This is a genomic window from Caulobacter sp. FV1ye6ST (genome assembly GCF_058681225.1).
Genome location: NZ_CM178733.1, coordinates 3,590,901 through 3,609,234, shown reverse-complemented (window position 1 = coordinate 3,609,234; position 18,334 = coordinate 3,590,901). Strand labels below are relative to the sequence as shown.

At 65.5% G+C, this 18,334-nt stretch carries 11 protein-coding genes and 1 tRNA gene; 8 read left to right on the top strand and 4 right to left on the bottom strand.

Going from position 1 to position 18,334, the window contains the following annotated elements:
* Positions 1-98 precede the first annotated feature (98 nt).
* Both ACW175_RS17410 and ACW175_RS17405 read left to right on the top strand, forming a co-directional pair.
* On the top strand, positions 99-638 hold the full coding sequence (locus ACW175_RS17410) for a response regulator (RefSeq protein WP_492101263.1): 540 nt from the start codon (positions 99-101) through the stop codon (positions 636-638).
* 157 nt (positions 639-795) lie between these two features.
* Positions 796-1,860, top strand: coding sequence for a sensor histidine kinase (locus ACW175_RS17405; RefSeq protein WP_492101262.1), 1,065 nt, complete (start codon positions 796-798; stop codon positions 1,858-1,860).
* A gap of 14 nt (positions 1,861-1,874) precedes the next feature.
* Here the strand turns inward: ACW175_RS17405 and ACW175_RS17400 are convergent, their stop codons facing one another.
* Positions 1,875-3,143, bottom strand: coding sequence for an arsenic transporter (locus ACW175_RS17400; protein ID WP_492101261.1), 1,269 nt, complete (start codon positions 3,141-3,143; stop codon positions 1,875-1,877).
* Positions 3,144-3,392: 249 nt separating this feature from the next.
* Between ACW175_RS17400 and ACW175_RS17395 the strand changes: the two genes are divergently transcribed.
* Genes ACW175_RS17395 through ACW175_RS17385 form a run of 3 tightly spaced genes read left to right on the top strand, consistent with a single transcriptional unit; the run spans position 3,393 to position 5,691 of the window.
* On the top strand, positions 3,393-4,229 hold the full coding sequence (locus tag ACW175_RS17395) for an alpha/beta fold hydrolase (protein WP_492104987.1): 837 nt from the start codon (positions 3,393-3,395) through the stop codon (positions 4,227-4,229).
* A complete protein-coding gene (locus ACW175_RS17390; protein ID WP_492101260.1) occupies positions 4,226-5,311 on the top strand; it encodes a sensor histidine kinase in 1,086 nt (361 codons plus the stop codon). Before ACW175_RS17395 ends, ACW175_RS17390 begins: the two co-directional genes overlap by 4 nt.
* Before the next feature lie 2 nt (positions 5,312-5,313).
* Complete coding sequence (locus tag ACW175_RS17385) at positions 5,314-5,691, top strand: response regulator (RefSeq protein ID WP_492101259.1); 378 nt, start codon at positions 5,314-5,316, stop codon at positions 5,689-5,691.
* Between the two features lie 50 nt (positions 5,692-5,741).
* On the opposite strand, the gene ACW175_RS17380 is transcribed toward ACW175_RS17385, so the two are convergent.
* Positions 5,742-7,472, bottom strand: a complete 1,731-nt coding sequence (locus ACW175_RS17380; protein ID WP_492101258.1) for a glycoside hydrolase family 43 protein — start codon at positions 7,470-7,472, stop codon at positions 5,742-5,744.
* A gap of 627 nt (positions 7,473-8,099) precedes the next feature.
* Between ACW175_RS17380 and ACW175_RS17375 the strand changes: the two genes are divergently transcribed.
* Together ACW175_RS17375 and ACW175_RS17370 are read left to right on the top strand one after the other, a co-directional pair.
* Complete coding sequence (locus tag ACW175_RS17375) at positions 8,100-11,180, top strand: TonB-dependent receptor (protein ID WP_492101257.1); 3,081 nt, start codon at positions 8,100-8,102, stop codon at positions 11,178-11,180.
* Between the two features lie 231 nt (positions 11,181-11,411).
* Positions 11,412-14,327: a glycosyl hydrolase 115 family protein gene (locus ACW175_RS17370; RefSeq protein ID WP_492101256.1), complete on the top strand. Its 2,916-nt coding sequence runs from the start codon at positions 11,412-11,414 to the stop codon at positions 14,325-14,327.
* A 240-nt stretch (positions 14,328-14,567) separates the two neighbouring features.
* Here the strand turns inward: ACW175_RS17370 and ACW175_RS17365 are convergent.
* Positions 14,568-14,643 (bottom strand) — tRNA-Lys (locus ACW175_RS17365).
* A gap of 84 nt (positions 14,644-14,727) precedes the next feature.
* Between ACW175_RS17365 and ACW175_RS17360 the strand changes: the two genes are divergently transcribed.
* Positions 14,728-15,066 carry an Hpt domain-containing protein gene (locus ACW175_RS17360; RefSeq protein ID WP_492101255.1) on the top strand — a complete coding sequence of 113 codons (339 nt, stop codon included), beginning with the start codon at positions 14,728-14,730 and terminating at the stop codon, positions 15,064-15,066.
* 64 nt (positions 15,067-15,130) lie between these two features.
* On the opposite strand, the gene ACW175_RS17355 is transcribed toward ACW175_RS17360, so the two are convergent.
* Positions 15,131-18,214 carry a TonB-dependent receptor gene (locus ACW175_RS17355; protein ID WP_492101254.1) on the bottom strand — a complete coding sequence of 1,028 codons (3,084 nt, stop codon included), beginning with the start codon at positions 18,212-18,214 and terminating at the stop codon, positions 15,131-15,133.
* Positions 18,215-18,334 lie beyond the last annotated feature (120 nt).

Here is an 18,334-nt window from a genome sequence, read left to right as displayed (position 1 = left end):
TTCTCCCACCGTTCAGACTTCATCCCGGGGCAGGTCAACGCCAAGGCTCGACGGCAGTTGCCGATATCGAGCGATCGCGAACGGGTTTCCGTGGGCCGTTGGAAAGCTCCAACCGAAGCGGTCGTAAAATCGGCGCGCTCCACGCAACTAAAACCGTGATCTCGGATTTAGTCGGCTACCCGACGTTTCTCGAGCCGCTGAGATACGGCTGTCGGGTTGGGGGCAAGGCGATGAGCAGTAAAATCGGCGAGGCCGCGGACGGCGCCGTCACAGCGGCGCCCGTCGTGCTGGTCGTGGAGGACGAGGTCCTGGTTCGGATGCTGGCCTGCGACATCCTGAGAGACGCCGGCTATGACGCCTTGGAAGCGGTTGACGCTCGCGAAGCGCTTCTATTGCTCGACGCGCGCCCGGACGTCGCCCTGCTGTTCACCGATGTCGACATGCCCGGTGAGATCAACGGTCTGGGTCTGGCGCGCCTCGTGTCCCTGCGATGGCCCAACCTGCCGATCATCGCCACCTCCGGCGCGGCGATCGTCGATCCCGTGGATCTTCCTGCTAACGGGGTTTTTCTCCAAAAACCCTATAGCCCTTCGAGTTTGATCGAGCGCGTGGAGGCCGCGGCGGCGCTCAAGCCATAGTGTACGCGTAAACTTCAGTTCGAGCGGAACAAACACGCGTAAGCTCTGCTGATCGTGGTAGGGTTGTTTTTCCGCACTGGCTTGCGGCTAGACCCCCAGATGTTCCTAGCCAGGTATGGCTTTCGCTCCGCGAGCCTCTGGTCGGCTAAGGACAGCCATGGCTGCCCACCCCATCCTGCACGTCGACGCCGGCCACGGCCTGGCCATGGCGATCATCGCCACCTCGGCGGAACCCACCCTGCTGCTGGACAACGACATGGTCGTCATCGCGGCCAGCACCAGTTTCTGCCGGGCGTTCGGGATCGACCCCGCCCACACGACCGGCCTGCGCGTCGCCGATCTCGGCGGTGGAGAGTGGGACGTGCCGCAGTTGAGATCCCTGCTCAAGGCCACGGCGTCGGGAAAGGCCAAGATCGCCGCTTACGAAATGGACTTGGTGGTCCCTGGTCGCACCACCCGGCAACTGGTCCTCAATGCCGAGAAGCTGCGGTTTGGTCAGGCGGAGGAGCTGCTGATCCTGGCCATGGCCGATGTCACGGATCTTCGATTGGCCGAGCGGGTCAAGGATAACCTGCTGGTCGAGAAGGCGACGATGCTCAAGGAACTGCAGCATCGCGTCGCCAACAGCCTGCAGATCATCGCCAGCGTCCTCTTGCAGAGCGCTCGCAGGGTCCAATCCGACGAAACCCGCGATCATCTTCGCAGCGCCCATCATCGCGTGATGTCGGTGGCCGCGGTTCAGCGCCAGCTGGCCACGACGGGGGAGGACGAGGTCCGGATCCGGGCCTACCTGACCGAGCTTTGCGAGAGCATCGGCGCCTCCATGATCCGGGACCCGGCCATGTTGACCCTGACCGTCGAGGCGGACGCCAGCGTCACCAGTTCGGAGACGTCCGTCAGTCTTGGCCTCATCGTCACCGAGCTGGTGATCAACGCGCTGAAGCACGGGTTCCCGGGTGATCGCGGCGGCGTGATCAAAGTCACCTATCACGCGCAGGGCGCCTCGTGGCGCCTCTCTGTCGCCGACGACGGCGTCGGCCTTCCCGACGCGGAGGGCGGCAAGCCCGGGCTTGGCACCAGCATCGTGCGGGCCCTGGCCACTCAGTTGAAGGCGACCGTGAAGGTCCTGGGGACCGCGCCTGGCACGACGGTGCTTGTCGAGCACGAGGAGCATCCCGACACGGCTCAGGACAAGGTCGCGCCGATCCCACTCTTCATCTAGGATCGGGACGAGGCTTAGCCCGCCGACGCCAAGAGCAACCGGGCGCCGATCGCCAGCACCAGGGCAGGCGGCATGACCAGCGCGCCGACCCTCAGAAACCGCCAGAAGGTGACGTCTTCCCCTTCGCGGCGGATCGCGGTCAGCCACAGGATGGTCGCCAGCGATCCGGTGATCGACAGGTTGGGGCCAAGGTCAACACCGATCAGCAGGGCGTCAGTCACCACCCGTGGCGGCTGCGCCTGGGCGAGCGCCGTGCTGGCGATCAGGCCGGCGGGCAGATTGTTCATCAGGTTGGAAGCGACGGCGAGAATACCGCCCCCCGCCGCGGCGGTGAGCAATGGTCCGGTTTCGGACGAACTCTTGAGCGCGTCGGCCAGGCGGTTGATGAGCCCGGTGCGTCCCAGGGCTTCGACCAGCACGAACAGCCCGGCCACGAGCGGCAGCACGCTCCAGGATACGCTCTTCAGAACGGGCCAGGGCGAGGCGCGGGCGGCGATCAGGACCAGGATGGTGGTGGCTACGCCGAGCAGGGCGGTCGGCAAGCCCAGCGGACGGTCGAACGCCGACACGATCACCAGGCCGAGGGCCGTCAGGCCGATGCCGGCGAGGGCCAGCTTGCCGCCGCGCGACAGTACCGGCTGGTCGATGTCGCGCTCGCAGGTCTGGCCAAGACGGTTGGCCTCGACCAGGCGCAGCACGCCGTAGGTCGCCAGGATGGCGAGCAAGGCGGGCAGGCCGAAGCTGGCCAGCCATTGGCTCAGCGGCGGGGTGTGGTCGCCATAGAGGACGATGTTGGCGGGGTTGGAGATAGGCAGGACGAAGCTGGCCGCATTGGCGACGAAGGCGCAGATGAACAGGTAGGGCAGGGGATCGACCTTGGCCTTGCGCGCCGCCGCGAATACGGCCGGGGTTAGAACGACGGCCGTCGCGTCGTTGGACAGGAAGACGGTCACGACGACCCCGACGACATAAATCAATAGGAACAGGCGGCGCGGCGAGCCTTGGGCGTGATTGACGGCATACGCGGCGACCCAGTCGAACAGGCCTTCTCGACGGGCGACCTCCGAGAGCAGCATCATGCCGATCAGGAACAGATAGACGTCCAACCCCTTGGCGACCGCCGCAAGACCGGCCGAAAGCGGCAGCAGGCCCGTCGCCAGCAGCAGGACCGCGCCAGCTATCGCCCACAGGGCTTCCGGAGCCTTGAAAGGGCGGATGATGACGGCGGCGGTCGCTATCGCCGCGATCGTCCAGATCGCCAGGTTGGCGGTCGATGGCGCCATGGTCATTCCGAAATCAAAGGTCGGGCGCGAGGCGGCCCCGCGGCGGTTAAGCACGTCATGGCGCCCGGAGCCATGGCCGACACTTCCGGGGGCGATTTTCTCCGCTCTCTTCGGCGCGACATCAGGCTTGGACTTCCGGGCCTGCGACTCACGGCCGCATCTTGGCTTCGCGCCAATCCCGGTGAATGTTCTTCCACAGGACGTATAGTGGCGCATGGCTCGCACTAAGGGAGAGTCGCTTTGCCGCAGGTGATCGTGCGCTCTGTCTTGACGCCCGGAGAGCACCGGACGCTGCTGCGGGCCCATGCCGTCAGCGAGTTGGGAACTGGCGAGCCCCCGATCATGCTTCTGCACGGGTTTGGCACCGATCAGACGGTTTGGCGCGAGGTGGCGCCACGCCTGGCGACGACTCGCCGCGTGGTGCTCTACGACCACATGGGCAGCGGCGCCTCGGACCTGGCCCAGTACGACCCTGACCGCTACCAGACCCTGGAAGGCTATGCCGACGATCTCGTCGACATCCTCGACGCCCTCGATCTGCACGATGTCACCCTCACGGCCCATTCGGTGTCGGGGATGATCGCCCTGCTCGCGTCGCTGCGCAGCCAGCGGATCGGGCGCATCGTCATGGTCGGCTCATCCTCGCGTTACTTGAACGACTGGGCCTATGAGGGCGGCTTCGAACGGGCGGACGTGGACGATCTGCTGAGCCTGATGGAACTGGATTTCCAGGGATGGGCCAGGACGCTCGCGCCAAAAGTCATGGACCAGCCCGACCGGCCGGCCTTGACGCAGGACCTCGTCTACAGCTTCAGCCGCGCCAATCCGGAGCTGACGCGCCGGTTCGCGCGAGCCACGTTCATGTCGGACCACCGGGCGCGACTTGCCGAATGCCGAGTCCCCACGCTCGTTCTGCAGGCCAGCGCCGACGCGGTCGTGCCCCTGGCGGCCGCGCGCTTCCTCGCCGACCAGATTCCAAAGGCTCGTCTGGAGATGCTCGTCGCGCGGGGCCACTATCCTCACCTGAGCGCGCCGTCGGCGGTCGTCGAGGCCATCGAGCGCTTTCTCCAGGAGGCCGGCGTTTGAGGGAAGACGACGGCGAGGCGCTGGGCAGGCTCGCGCCGGTGGCGCTGTTCGAGGCGGATGCCGACATGGTCATCCAGGCCGCCAACCCTCGCATGGCGGCCATGACGGGCGCGCCGACCGCGGCGCTTGTCGGCCGCGCCTTCAGGGAGTTCCTCACCCGATCCTCGCAATTCGTCTATGCCCTCAAGGCCGAACCCTCCTTGTTGACGAGCGGCTCGGCCGAAGAGGTGTTTCTGGAACTCGCCCATGCGGACGGCGCCCCTCGCCCTGTTCTGCTGACGGTGACGCCTGGCGAGGACGCCGGCCGCCGTTACGGCGCATTGTTCGCCGCGCCGGAGCGCCGCGCCTACGAGCTCGAGCTGATCGCCGCCCGGCAGGGCGTTCTGGACGGCCTCGAGGAGCAGAAGGCGGCCAGGGCGGCGCTGGAGGCCGCCAATCTCCGGCTGGAGGAACTGGTCGATGAGCGCACGGCGGCCGTCGCGCAGCGCGATCTGCTCCTTCGCGAGGTCTATCATCGGGTGAAGAACAATCTTCAGGTGGTCGACGGCCTGATGCTGATGCAGTCGCGAAAACTCTCCGATCACGACGCCGTCGCGGCGATCGAGGGCTTGCGCAAGCGCGTCTACGCCTTGGGCCTTGTGCATCACCAACTGATGGGCTCGGCCGACCTGAAGACGTTCGACGTCGGGGCCTTTCTGTCCCAGCTGATCGCCCACCTCCAGGTCGGCGCGCCGGAAAACGTGGACCTGCGGATCGACGCCGCGCCCTTGAGTGTCGACCTCGACTTCGCCGTGCCGTTGGGATTGCTCGTCACCGAACTGACGACCAACGCCCTGAAGCACGCCTTTCCCGGACGGGAGGGCGAAGTCTTCGTCACGCTGGGCGCCGCCGCCGAGGGCGAGGTGGTCTTGCGGGTCGCCGACAACGGGGTGGGGTTCTCCGAGGTTTCGGCGGAGGCCAAACCGTCGATGGGGTTGAAGATCGTCAGAGGCCTGGTGCGCCAACTGGGTGGAACAATCCGGTCCCTTCAGGCCGACGGGGTCTGCTGGGAGGCGCACCTGCCCGCGCCACGGAGCGCCTGACGATGTTGCACCGTGACCGCGTCCTGATCGTCGATGACGAGTTCATCATCACCGAAACGCTCCGCATCTATGTGGAGGATCTGGGGCTGGAGGTCTGCGGCACGGCCGAGACGGCCGAGGCGGCTCTCGACCTGGCGTTGACGCACCAGCCGTACATTGTCCTGATGGACATGCGCCTGCAGGGGGATCGCGACGGTGTTGACGCCTCCGGCGACATCCATGAGCAGGTCGGCTCAAAGGTGATCTTCATCACCGGATCGCGCGAGCCTGCGACCCTGACGCGGATCGAGGGCGACCATCCCGCGGGCATTCTCTTCAAGCCGGTCTCGGAGAGCCAGCTGGCGGCCGTGATCCGAGGACTGCTCGACGCGCCCCCATAGGGTTCGCGGCAGGCTACCCCCGGATCACCCGGTGAGTAGAGGGCGGTCCGTCAATGAACCGGATCGGCGCTCGCGCTGTGAGCATAGACCCCCAGAAGCGCGCCGACGAAGCCGCCAGCCTTCTTCGTCGACAGGATCGTTCCGTCCTCGTCCGCCTTCAGCGTCTGCCAGGGACCGGCGGCGAGCGCATAGGAGAAATCATAGCTGCCGCCGCGCGCGGTGATCTTCAGCCGGATGGGCGCCCCAGCCTTCAAGGCGACGGGAGTGCTGTCGACCAAGACGCCCTCGACAGGGTCCTGGGCGCTGGCCCGGCGTTCGAGCACGAGCTTGTCCTGGCCGCTTGCGTCGCGGGTCACGCCGAAGAAGAAGAAGTGGTCGTCGTTCTGCACGGCGACCAGGCCGGCCTTGTCGCCGATCTTGGTCGGCTGGAACCGCATTTCCGTGGACGCGCTGGCATTGATATGTTGCTGGCGGCGTCCCCAGAACGATGGCTGGGTCATGCCGCCGATCGCCTCGGCGCGCGCGGTCAAGACCAGTTTTCCGCCCTCCAGTCGCCACCAGCGCTCCCGCGGGATCCGCATGGTCACCCAGCTGAGCGGCAGGGCCTTGCCGTCGAACGCCTCACGAACCTTGAAGGCGCCCGACGTCGGCGGCGGCGTGGGCGTCGTCGCCGGCAGGTCCGGCTTGGCGTGGACGTAGGGAATGGCCTTGCCGTTCTCCAGGATGATCGGCCAGCCGTCCTTCCATTCGACCGGCAGGAGGAAGGTCTCGCGCCCGGTGTTGTAGAGGTCATCGCCGTAGGGACGCACCGCCAGGAAGGTCGCCCACCACTTTCCGTCCGGCGTATCGACCAGATTGGCGTGACCGGCCGAGGTGATCGGCAGCGGGCGGTCCTTGGGCAGGCCCCGCTGGGTCAGGATCGGATTGTTGGGGTAGGGGACATACGGACCCCAGGCGCTCTTGGAGCGCAGCGCGACCTGGCTGTGGCCCTCGGCGGTGCCGCCCTCGGCGGCGATCAGATAGTACCAGCCGTCCTTCTTGAGGATATGGGGCCCCTCGGGCCAGATGGGCTTGGCGGAGGGATCGACCCCCTTGTCGAGCAATAGCTTGCGCTCGCCCACGGTCTTCTTGGCGTTGATGTCGTACTTGATCGCCCAGATGGCGCGGTGGCCCCTGTATTCCGGCGGGCCGGGCGGTTCGCCGTTGAAGACGATCATGGCGCCGCCGTCGTCGTCGAAGAAGAGGTACGGGTCGATGCCCTCGACCGTCGGCAACCAGACCGGATCCGACCAGGGGCCCTTGGGATCGGTCGCCGTGATCAGGAAGTTGCCTCGGCAATCGACGCAGGTGTTGAGAATGTAGAAGATCCCGTTGTGATGGCTCAGCGTGGGGGCGAACACGGCGCGCGAAAGACCCAGACGCCCGAAGTCAAGCATATCGGGACGATCGATCGCGTTGCCGATCTGATTCCAGTGCACGAGGTCCGTGGAGTGGAAGACCGGCAGGCCGGGGAACCAGGCGAAGGTCGAGCTGACATAGTAGAAGTCCCTGCCGACCCGCATGACCGCGGGGTCGGGATAGGTCCCCTTGAGAATCGGATTTGCGTACTGAGTCGGGGTCGGCTTGAAAGCCGCGTCCGACGGATCGGCCCCCTCGTACTCGAACCAGTCGAACCTGGCTTCCGGAGCCGAGATCCGATCAGGCGCCGTCCGCGGCAAGGGCGCGGCTTGAGCGACGCCGCTGGCGACGAGGCAGAGGGCGATCAGGGTCTTCCGGATCATGAGGCGCGGTATCCTTGTCTGACGGGGCGATGATCTCGTCGGGTGTTTTTCATTCGTCAGGCGGCGTGTGCTGAGCAATCAATCCACGTCCTCGGCGCGAGAAGGCCTCGAGCGCGGGCTTGGCTCGGCGTCATGTCTCCCGACGTCGCGGCGCCCGAGTGTCCTGGCCAGAGGCCGTTGACGAGCCTCACGGCGAGAAGGATGCCCACCCGCATCATTCTTCGTCCGAGGCGGTCGATTTTGCCAGGATAAACTCCGACTAAAGGCAAATTAGCGTTTTGGACTCGGAGGCGGTCAAGCGCCGGGTTTGCAAGGCCATATAGGCCAATTGGCCTGGACTGTGAACGACGACTTGTCGCAGTTATCAAGGTCTCTCGCTGCCCCCCTCGTAACTATTCCCGCGAGCTGAAGGGCGGGTGGCCGGAAAAATAGTCCAATTAAAACAATCAGAAGGCTCTCGGCTCCAAAGGTCTGGCCAGGGCGTTTTCATGGTCAGACCAAAGGTTGTCCTACATATTGACGTCGGCGCGGATTTGAGTGAGTGTCTGGTAGCGCTAACAAAATCGCCAGCGCCCAAAAAACTAGGACGGCTCGTCGGGTGGCGAGCTCCAATTAGAGGGGAATGAGATGGAACGGGTACTTATGGCCGCGCGCCTGCGGCGCGCCGCGCTGCTGGGCGCTACGATGCTTTCCGGGCTGATCGCCGCCCAGGCCCACGCACAGACCACGCAGCCCGCCGGCGCTGTCGAGTCAGACGCGGTCACCGAGATCGTCGTCACCGGCTATCGTAAGAGCCTGGCGCAATCGACGGTCGCCAAGCGCGAGACCACCGGCTTCGCCGACGCCATCTTCGCCGAGGACATCGGCAAGTTTCCCGACTCCAACATCGCCGAGTCGTTCAACCGCATCCCTGGCATCACCATCACCCGCGACATCACGGGCGAGGGCACCAACGTCGCCATCCGCGGCCTGGGCTCCAACTTCACCAACGTGACCCTGAACGGCGCCTCGATCGCCGTGGCCTCCTCGGGCGCCACCGACGCGCAGGGCACCGACCGTTCGGTCGACCTCAGCTTCTTCCCGACCGACCTGTTCACGAAGCTGACGGTCAACAAGAGTTATTCGGCCAGCCTGCTGGAAGGCGGCGCGGCGGGTAACATCGACATGCGCTCGGCGCGTCCGTTCGATCGCCCCGGCCAGCACCTGACCATGAACGTCCAGGGCGTGAAGCCGGACGGCGCCAAGCTGGGCGGCAAGGGCTCTGTCATCGCCAGCAAAACCTGGGACAACTTCGGCGTCCTGTTCGGGGTTTCGGGCCAGCGCCTGCACACCGACACGCGCGGCTACGAGACCATCGGCTTCACCAACCCGAACCTGTCGGCCGCCCAGTGCGGCGCCACTACGGGCTGTAATCCGACCGGCGGCGGCAACTGGACGATCCCGGCCACGGTGCCGGTGGGCGCGGGCGCTGGCCTGGTGGCCGGCACGGTCATCGACCAGGCGTTCCTGTTGTCGAAGAACCCCGGCGCGACCATCCAGCAGATCGACAACGGCCTGCTGCCGCGCCTTGGCCGCCCCTCGGCCGAATATGGCCGCCGCGACCGGCTGAACCTGGTCGGCAGCCTGGAATGGCGTCCGAACGACAACCTGAACTTCTATGTGGACGGCATGTACGGCTACAAGAAGAACGACCTGCTGCGCGAGGACATCGCCTGGATCGTACGCAACGGCGCGATCATTCCGACCAACACCAAGTACGACAAGACCGACTGCTCGACCGGCTGCACGGTCACGCAGGGCACCTACGCCAACTCGCAGTTCTTCCTGGAATTCCGCCCCTATATCGAAAAGACCGAGCTGTGGGGCATCAACCCGGGCGGCGAATGGCGCATCAACGACAAGCTGAAGGTCGAGGCCCAGGCCAACTACACCAAGAGCACCTTCCACCGCGAAAGCCCGACCTTCGGTCCGGTCACCGCGCTGGGCGTCGGCACGACGGTGGACTACACCTATAACGCCAACGGCATCCCGACGATCAAGAGCAGCGTCGACCTGAACAACCCGGCCAACTTCGTCTGGAACGGCGGCCGGTTGAACATGCAGGACGAAAAGCGCTGGTATGAGACCAAGGGCGCCCGCGCGGCCGTCACCTGGGGCGACGAGAAGCTGAACCTGAAGTTCGGCGGCAACTATGACGACGTCTCGCGCACCATCCGCGGCTACGACAACACCACCCCGTGGCAGAACGCGACCTGCGGCAACAACCCCAGCATCAACCTGACCTCGCCGAACAGCACCCCGGCGTGCCAGGGCCTGAACCAGCCGGGCGCCGCCCCGGCCGGCTATCCGACCTATCCGGGCTACGGCACGGGCGCGACGGCCGGCCAGACCGGCACGCTCACCTATGCCGGCTCGCTGATCCCGACCGCCAGCCTGGCCAGCTATCTGAAGCCCGGTCCGGCCGGCTTCGTCACGGTCGACTGGGACAAGGTCAAGCAAGCCACCGGCTACGACAAGCTGCATGACGCGTATGTCGAGACTGGCGGCTCCAACACCGGCGCCAGCGGCGGCTACATCAACGAGAAGAACAGCGCGGCCTATACCGAGCTGAACGGCGTCACCCAGGTGATGGACAACGACCTGCGCTTCAATGTCGGCGTCCGCTACGTTCACACCAAGCAGACGATCGGCGGCCGCGTCTCGGTCGCGGATCCGCGCAACAGCCCGGCCAGCGGCGCTTTGCCGGACGGCTCGCGCTATCCGAACATCACCAACTTCGTCTACACCGAGAACACCTATTCGAAGTGGCTGCCGGCCGCGAACATCGCCTATGACGTCAGCGAGCACGCCGTCGCCCGCGTGGCGGTGTCGGAGACGATGACCCGTCCGGATCCCGCCGCCCAGCTGCCCGGCGTCAGCTTCGGCGCGCCGTCGGCCGACCAGGCCACCATCGGCAACTCGGCCCTGAAGCCGTACTTCTCGAAGAACATCGACCTGGGCTTCGAGTTCTATACCGGCCAGGAAGGCGTGATCGCGGTCAACGCGTTCCGTAAGTCGCTGACGGGCTTCACGCAGAACAACGTGATCACCCAGCCGTTCTCGGCCCTGGCCCAGTACGGCATCACCTACGACACCCTGAACGATACCCAGAAGACGGCGATCAATTCGCGCGGCGGTCCGACCGCTGCGCAGGTCCAGATCCAGTCGCAGATCAACGTGCCCAACAAGCTGACGATCAACGGCCTGGAATTCCAGTGGGTGCAGCCGCTCGACTTCCTGACCAGCCGGTTCGGCGTCGAGGGGCTGGGCGTCAACGCCAACGCCACCATCGTCGACCAGACCAGCAACGGCGCGGCGATCGCCTATGGCGTGGCCAAGTACACCTACAACCTGACGGGCTACTACGAGCACAACGGCGTCAGCCTGCGTCTCAGCCACGTGTTCCGGAAGGGGTCGCAGTCCAGCGGCGCCAACCAGAACGGCATCGCCTCGGCCGCCCTGTTCTCGGACGACTACAAGCAGACTGACTTCTCCTCGAGCTACGACCTGGAGAAGATCTTCGGCATGAAGAACGCGCCGCAGCTGACGTTCAACGTGACCAACATCACCAACGAGTCGCTGCGCTCGCACTTCCAGTACGACAACGCGACCTTCACCTACTACAAGCCCGGCCGCCAATACGTGGTCGGCCTGCGGATGAGCTTTTAGAGCCTCCGGGCGGGCGCGGCGCTTCCGGCGCCAGCGTCGTTCTTCTGCAAATCGGGCCGGCGTTTCTACGCCGCCGGCCCGATCCAGGACGCAGGGCTCGCCTTCTCGACCTCCCCCTGGCCCGGCCGCAAGGCCGGGCCTTTTCTTTTGAGGCGCGCCTCGCTGTTCGAGGCCGCTCCCAAATCGTCGATAGGCGCTGGTCGCGGGTCCGCTAGCGCAGGAGAGCGTTCCATGGACGTTTCACGTCGCGATCTCATCGCGGGGCTTGGCGCCGGTGGTCTGGCCGTCTGGGCCACACCGCTGCAGGCGCGGATCGGCTTTGGAGACGCCGCCAAGGGCTTCTCCATCGCACGTGGCGGCAAGGTGGCGCCGATCGTGGTCGACCCGGGCGATTTCCCCGGCGTGCTGCGCGCCGCCGCTGACCTGTCCCGCGATATCGGCCGGGTCAGCGGCGCGGACGCGGCGATCATCAAGCCCGGAGAGACGCCAAGCCGTCCGCCCATTCTCGTCGGGACCCTGGGCCGCAGCGCGCTGATCGATCGCCTGGTCCAGGCGGGCAAGCTCGATGTCGAAGCGATCCGGGGCAAATGGGAGGCCTACACCCTGCAGACGGTCAAGCACCCGATGCCAGGCGTGGCCGAGGCGCTCGTGATCGCTGGCAGCGATCGGCGCGGCGCGATCTACGGGGTCTACGACCTGTCGGAAAACATCGGCGTGTCGCCCTGGTACTGGTGGGCGGACGCGCCCGTGGTTCGCCGCGACGTCGTGACCGTGACCTACGGCAAGTATGTCCAGGGATCGCCGGCGGTGAAGTACCGGGGCGTCTTCCTCAATGACGAGCAGCCGTGCCTGGGCGGCTGGACCACCCAGATGTTCGGCGGGATGAACAGCAAGTTCTACGGCAAGCTGTTCGAGCTGATCCTGCGCCTGCGCGGCAACTACCTCTGGCCGGCCATGTGGGACAACGCCTTCGCCGAGGACGATCCCGACAATGCGCGCCTGGCCGAGGAATACGGGGTGGTGATGGGAACCTCGCACCACGAGCCGATGATGCGCGCCCACAAGGAATGGACCCGCCGCCGCGAGTCGATCGGCAATGGCGAATGGAACTACGCCACCAACAGGGAGCCGCTGAAGCAGTTCTTCCGCGAAGGCATCGCGCGTAACAAGGCCAATGAGATGATCGTCACGGTCGGCATGCGCGGCGACGGCGACGTCGGCATGGCCTCGACCGGCGGCATGGCCTCGGACATCAAGCTGCTCGAGACGATCATGGCCGATCAGCGCCAGATCATTTCCGAGGAGATGGGCGCCAAGCCGGAAAGCGTTCCCCAGCTGTGGGCGTTGTTCACCGAGGTGCAGAAGTTCTACGACGCGGGCCTGAAGGTGCCTGACGACGTCACCCTGCTATTCACCGACGACAATATCGGCAACCTGCGCCGCTTGCCCCTACCCGAAGAGCGCAAGCGCAAGGGCGGCGCGGGCGTCTACTACCACCTGGACATGAACGGCGGCCCGTTCTCCTACAAGTGGCTCAACAGCAATCCGCTGCCCAAGATCTGGGAGCAGATGAACCTGGCCCACAAGTATGGGGCCACCCAGATCTGGATCGCCAATGTTGGTGATTTCAAACCGCTCGAAATCCCGATCGAGTTCTTCCTGCGCATGGCCTGGGATCCCGACGCGATCTCCAAGGACCAGGTCGGTGACTGGACGCGCAGGTGGGCCCGAACCAATTTCGGACCCGCCCAGGCCTCGGAGATCGCTGAACTGGTCGCGCAATACGCCAAGTTCAACGGCTGGCGGAAGCCCGAGCTGGTCAAGCCCGACACCTATAGCCTCGTGAACTACCGCGAAGCCGAGCGGGTGCTGGCCGCCTGGCAAGGTCTGGCGGCGCGAGCCCAGCAGGTGAAGGCCAAGCTGTCGCCCGCCGCGCAAGACGCCTACTACCAGCTTGTCCTGCATCCGATCCTGGCCAGCGCCAACGCCACCGAGATGCAGATCGCCGCGGCGCGAAACCAGCTCTATGCGCGGCAGGCGCGCGCGAGCACCAACGCCGAAGCCGCGCATGTCCGGACCCTGTTCGCCCGCGATCGCGAGTACACCCGCTACTACAACAAGGAGCTGGCGGGCGGGAAATGGGACCATCTGATGGACCAGACGCACCTGGGCTATTTCGACTGGTACTCGCCGGTCGCCGACATCCCGCCGGCGGTCATCGAGCTGGCGCTTCCCGACAGCGACGACTTCGGCGTCGCGGTCGAGGGCGACGCCAAGTCTTGGCCCGGCTACTACCTGGATCCTGCACTGCCGACCTTCGACAGCCTCGCCTCCCGTACCGCTTACGTCGAGGTGTTTCCGCGCGGCGCGCGGCCCATCCGTTTCGAGATCGCCGCCGACAAGCCGTGGATCAGGATCGTCGAGACCGGCCGTTTCGGCGTCGGGGCCAGCGACCGTCGCTTCCTCGTCGACATCGACTGGGACAAGGCGCCCGTCGGAACGAGCCGGGGCGCGGTCGTGGTCAGCGGCGGCAAGACGCCACGCTCGATCGCCGTGACCGCCGTCAAGGCCAGCGCAGAGCAAATCCAGGCCGCGGCCGGGGCCTTTGGCGGTCTGGTCGGCCCGATAGCCATAACGGCGGACGCGGCGGCCAGGAACGTCGCCGTCGACGGCGTCCGTTGGGAGGCGATCCCCGACTATGGACGGGTCAAGGCGGCCATGACGCCGTTTCCCGTCGCCGCGGCGTCCTTTGAAGATCCGCTCCGCGCGCCGCGTCTGGAATATCCCGTCTATTTCGCCAAGGCGGGCCGCCACGATATCGATCTGATCACCAACCCGACGCTCAACGTGAACCCGAGACACCAGCTTGGGGTGGCCGTGGCGGTCGATGACGGTCCCGCGCAGGTCGTGCGCGTGTTCACGCCCGAGCGGCGGACAAGCGAGGACTTTCTGGGCCAGGCCTATCAGGCCAATGCCGAGGCCAATGCCCGCACGCTGCGATTCAGCCAGACGATCGGCGCGCCCGGACGCCACGTGCTGAAGATCATGATGGTCGATCCCACGATGGTCATCCAGAAGATCATCGTCCACGACGGCAAGTTGCCGGAAAGCTATTTTGGGCCGCCGTCGCCCGGCGATCCGGTCTGAGGGGGGGCTCGGCGGGGCCTGGGTCGCCGGGGGCTTTGACGCCGCGCGTAGCGACGTGATCCGCCCGCACGCCGTTCGCTCCGAAGCCCCGCGCGAGCCACGTTGCTGAAGGCCTGTCGAGGGCGGTTCGAAGCTGTCTTCCCGCGCCCGGTTCGCGGCGTCCACTGACCTTCCAGACGCACGGCGAGAGGCCGGGTCCCCGGAGGGGAAATTCCGTAAGTCGTTCAAATTAGGCGGGAATGGTGGGTGTAGTAGGATTCGAACCTACGACCCGCTGATTAAGAGTCAGCTGCTCTACCAACTGAGCTATACACCCATTCGACGGTCCGAAGCACTTGCGAGCCCCGGCGGCGAGGCGCGGAACATACGCAATGATTTTGGGAGCGCAAGAGCTTTTTTCATGGCCAGACGAGATATTAGCGGAGCCGTGGATTTCGCTTACCTGGAAGGGTTCGCGGCGGGCGATTTCGGGGTTGTCGAGGAGGTGCTGGCGCTGTTTCGCGAACAGGCCGCGCTGTGGACTCCAATGCTGGATCCTGCCCATCCAGGCTGGCGCGATGCGGTCCACACGGTGAAGGGCGCCGCGCGTGGGGTCGGGGCCTTCCCGCTGGGCGAGGTCTGTGAACGCTGCGAGACGGGCCAGGAGGGCCTGGGAGCGGTCAAGACGGCCCTGGACGCCGCCTTGATGGACATAGCTGCCTACGCCCACGAACAGGCCCTGCGGTCGCTGAAGGGATAGCGGCCAAAAGAAAGGGGCCGAAGCGATGCTTCGGCCCCGGCAGGGAGAGGGGGTTCTCTAAGCCCTAGAACTTGGCGCGCATGGTCACCTGATAGGTGCGGCCGTCGTAATCGATGCGGCGGGGCAGCATCGGGTCGTTCTCGTATTCCGAACGGGTCGCGTCGGTCAGGTTGAAGGCGTCGACCGAGATCGTCAGGTCCTCGGTCAGGTTGTACGAGGCCGAGGCGTCCAGCTGGCTGCGCGCCTTGACGGTGCGGGCGTCGCCGACGAACGAGTTGCCGGCGGCCAGGTCGTACTTGTCGCGCCAGTTGTAGACCAGACGGATGCCGAACTTGGTCGACTCGTAGTAGCCGATGAGGTTCAGGTTGTTCTTAGAGACGCTGGGAAGGGTGATCTTCTTTCCCGCCGTGTCCGTTCCATCGATCTTCGTGTACGAGTAGTTGAACGCGCCGCCGAAGTTCTTCCAGAACCCCGGCAGGAAGTCGAGGTTTTGCTGGACGTTGAACTCGAAGCCCGTGACCGTCATCGGCGACTGGTTGGTCTTGCCGCTGACATTGACCTGAGCCTGTTTCGACACGCCGTTAATCACGAAGACGTTCGAGCTCAAGCATTTGGGGGTGCCGGCCGAGCGGTCGACCGTCAGGGTCCCGAGATTGACGTCCAGGCCCGGGAAGCCGCCGGCCGGGCAAAGGACCGCCGCGTCGGTGATCGGGCCGATATAGCCCTTGATCTCCTTGCGGTAGGCCGCGATCGAGATCAGTCCACCCGGGCGATTGTACCATTCCAGCGACGCGTCATACGAGTCGGAGGTGTAGGGCTTGATGTCCGTGGCGCCCAGCGTGACCGTGTAGACCGGGTCGATGTTCGGGTCGACCGGAGCCTGCAGGAAGGTGGTCGGCACGTTGTCGCGCGGTTGCGGGCGGACATAGGTGCGATAGGCGGCGGCGCGGAAGATCAGGTCGTCTCGCAAGTCCGCGACCAGGATCGCCGAGGGCAGCCAGTAGTCGTAGTTGTTCTTGGTTGTCTGGGTCGACAGCGAGTGGTTGATCGCGCCGGGCAGGGCCGCCGGGCCGGTCGCGCAGTTCTTGCAGTTCAGAGCGACGATTTCCTGCTCGGTATATTCGTAGCGCATGCCGACCGTGCCACGGACAGGGATGCTGAACAGGTCGGTCTTGAACTTGGCCGCCGCGTACGCCGAGAAGACGTCGTTCTGGTTGCTGAAGTTGTTATTCCAGTAGTTGCCGTCGGTATAGTTGTTGACCACGCCGTACGGCGTCAGGAACACGCCCGGCGCGCCCAGGGCGAACTGGTCGGGCAGGCCGTTCGGGTTGGCCGTCGTGCGCGGCGCCGTGTTGACCGGGGTGATCACCGACAGGACCTTGTTGACGTCGACGTTCATCCAGTTGGTCGTCGCGCCTTCGGCCTTGCCGCCAAAGAAGTCACGCGCGTACGACAGCTGGGCGGCCATGTCCGGCGTGATGTTCTGGGTCAGGGCCCCTAGGGCGGTGTTGCGTGAGCCGGTCGAGGTGAACTTGTTGTGCTCGGCGCGGCCGCCGAACTGCAGGTTCGTGACGAAAGAGCTATCCAGCGAGCGGTCGAAGTCGAGCTGGGCCGCGTTCAAAACGTTTTCCGCCTGGCCGTTGGTGCCGGTGACGCCGAACTTGTCGCCGGCGACCCCGGCGGCCTGGCCCGGCATCTGCGCGCCGGCCTGGGTCGCGGCGGCCGGGGTGGACGGGATCAGGAAACCGCCCGTCGGCAGGTGGGTGGCGTGTGGCGTGACCAGGGTGGCGTGATAGTTCGACAGGTCCGAACCGCCCAGGTCGACCGTGGTGACGATGCCGTTGAGGCCCGCCGAACCCAGATTGCGGTAGGGGTTCTGAACAACGTCCAGCTCGATCTGGTTGGCCAGGGCCTTGGCCTTCGACACGGTCAGGTTGGCCGTGGCCTTCCACTGGTCGTTCTTGAACTCAAGGGTCGGGTTGATGGCCCAGGTCCGATTTTCGGCCGGCTCGGAACGGACCGAGTCGAACGTGTTGATGTTCTCGGCCTTGAACTTGTTGATATAGGCTCGGTCACCGTTCGGCGTCTTGACGATGTAGGGTGTGCCGATGTCGGTGATCTTGGCCACGGCCGAGGTCGCGCCCAGAGCGGTATTGGTGCCGTTGCCCGGACCCGCGTCGATATAGAGCAGGTTGTTGGTGCCCTCATCCAGCTTGCGCTTGGTGATGAAGGCGTTGGCGCCGAACTTCCATTCGTCGTTGATGCGCCATTCAAAGCCGCCGGCCGACGACAGGGTCGTGCCCTTGTTGAACTTCACCAACTGGCGGGTCTGGCTCGGATAGTAGACCCCGCCCGGATTGGCGGCGATCAGAGCGTCATAGACTGGGTTGGAGCCGGCGGCGGCCTGGTTGCCGACCTGGATCGCGCCCAGACGGTTGCCCCAAGAGTTCACCGTGATCGAGTCGCGGCGGAACTTTTCGTCCTTCCAGGCCACGACGCCGAACACGGCGAAATCGTCCGACAGGTGCTTGTTGTAGCCCAGCGAGGCCAGCGGGCTGCCCAGGTTGCCGAGGTCATTATACTCGTAGGACAGCTTGGCGAACCCGCCGTCCTTGCGCGCCAGCGCCGGGTTGATGCGCAGGTCGATATTGCCCGACAGGCCGCCGGCCAGGTTGGACGCCGATGGCGACTTGATGACGTTGATGGCGGTGAAGATGTCCGAGTTGAAGGCGCCCAGCGGGGTCGAGCCGTTCAGGATCGGATCGGCGAACGCACCGCCGTTCAGGGTGGTGCGGGCGAAGGTGCCGGGCAGGCCGCGCAGGCTGATGGTGGCGTTGCGGCTGTCGGCCTCGCGGTTGATCTGAACGCCCGGGATGCGCTGGATGGCCTCACCGACGTTCAGGTCGGGGAAGCGGCCCAGGCCGTCCGACGAGATGCCGTCCGAGATTTCCAGGGTCTCGCGCTTGGTCGAGATGGCGTTGGCGTAGGCCTGGCGGAAGCCGGTGACGACCACGGCTTCAACGGTGTCGGCCTCGGGTTTCTTTTCGCCGGCGGATTGCTGGGCTTGGGCGGCCGAGCCAACCGCCAGAGCGGCGCACGACGCCATCAGCGCGGCGCGAAGAACAAACGTGTTGCGAGCATGATTCATGAAATTGCCTCCCCCGGCGCACTGACTTGGCGCCCTTAACCGACTTATCCGACCAGTTGGGAACGTTGTCAATAATTGGTAATGCCAGTTATTGAGGGGTGGTAACCACTTGGTCAGGCC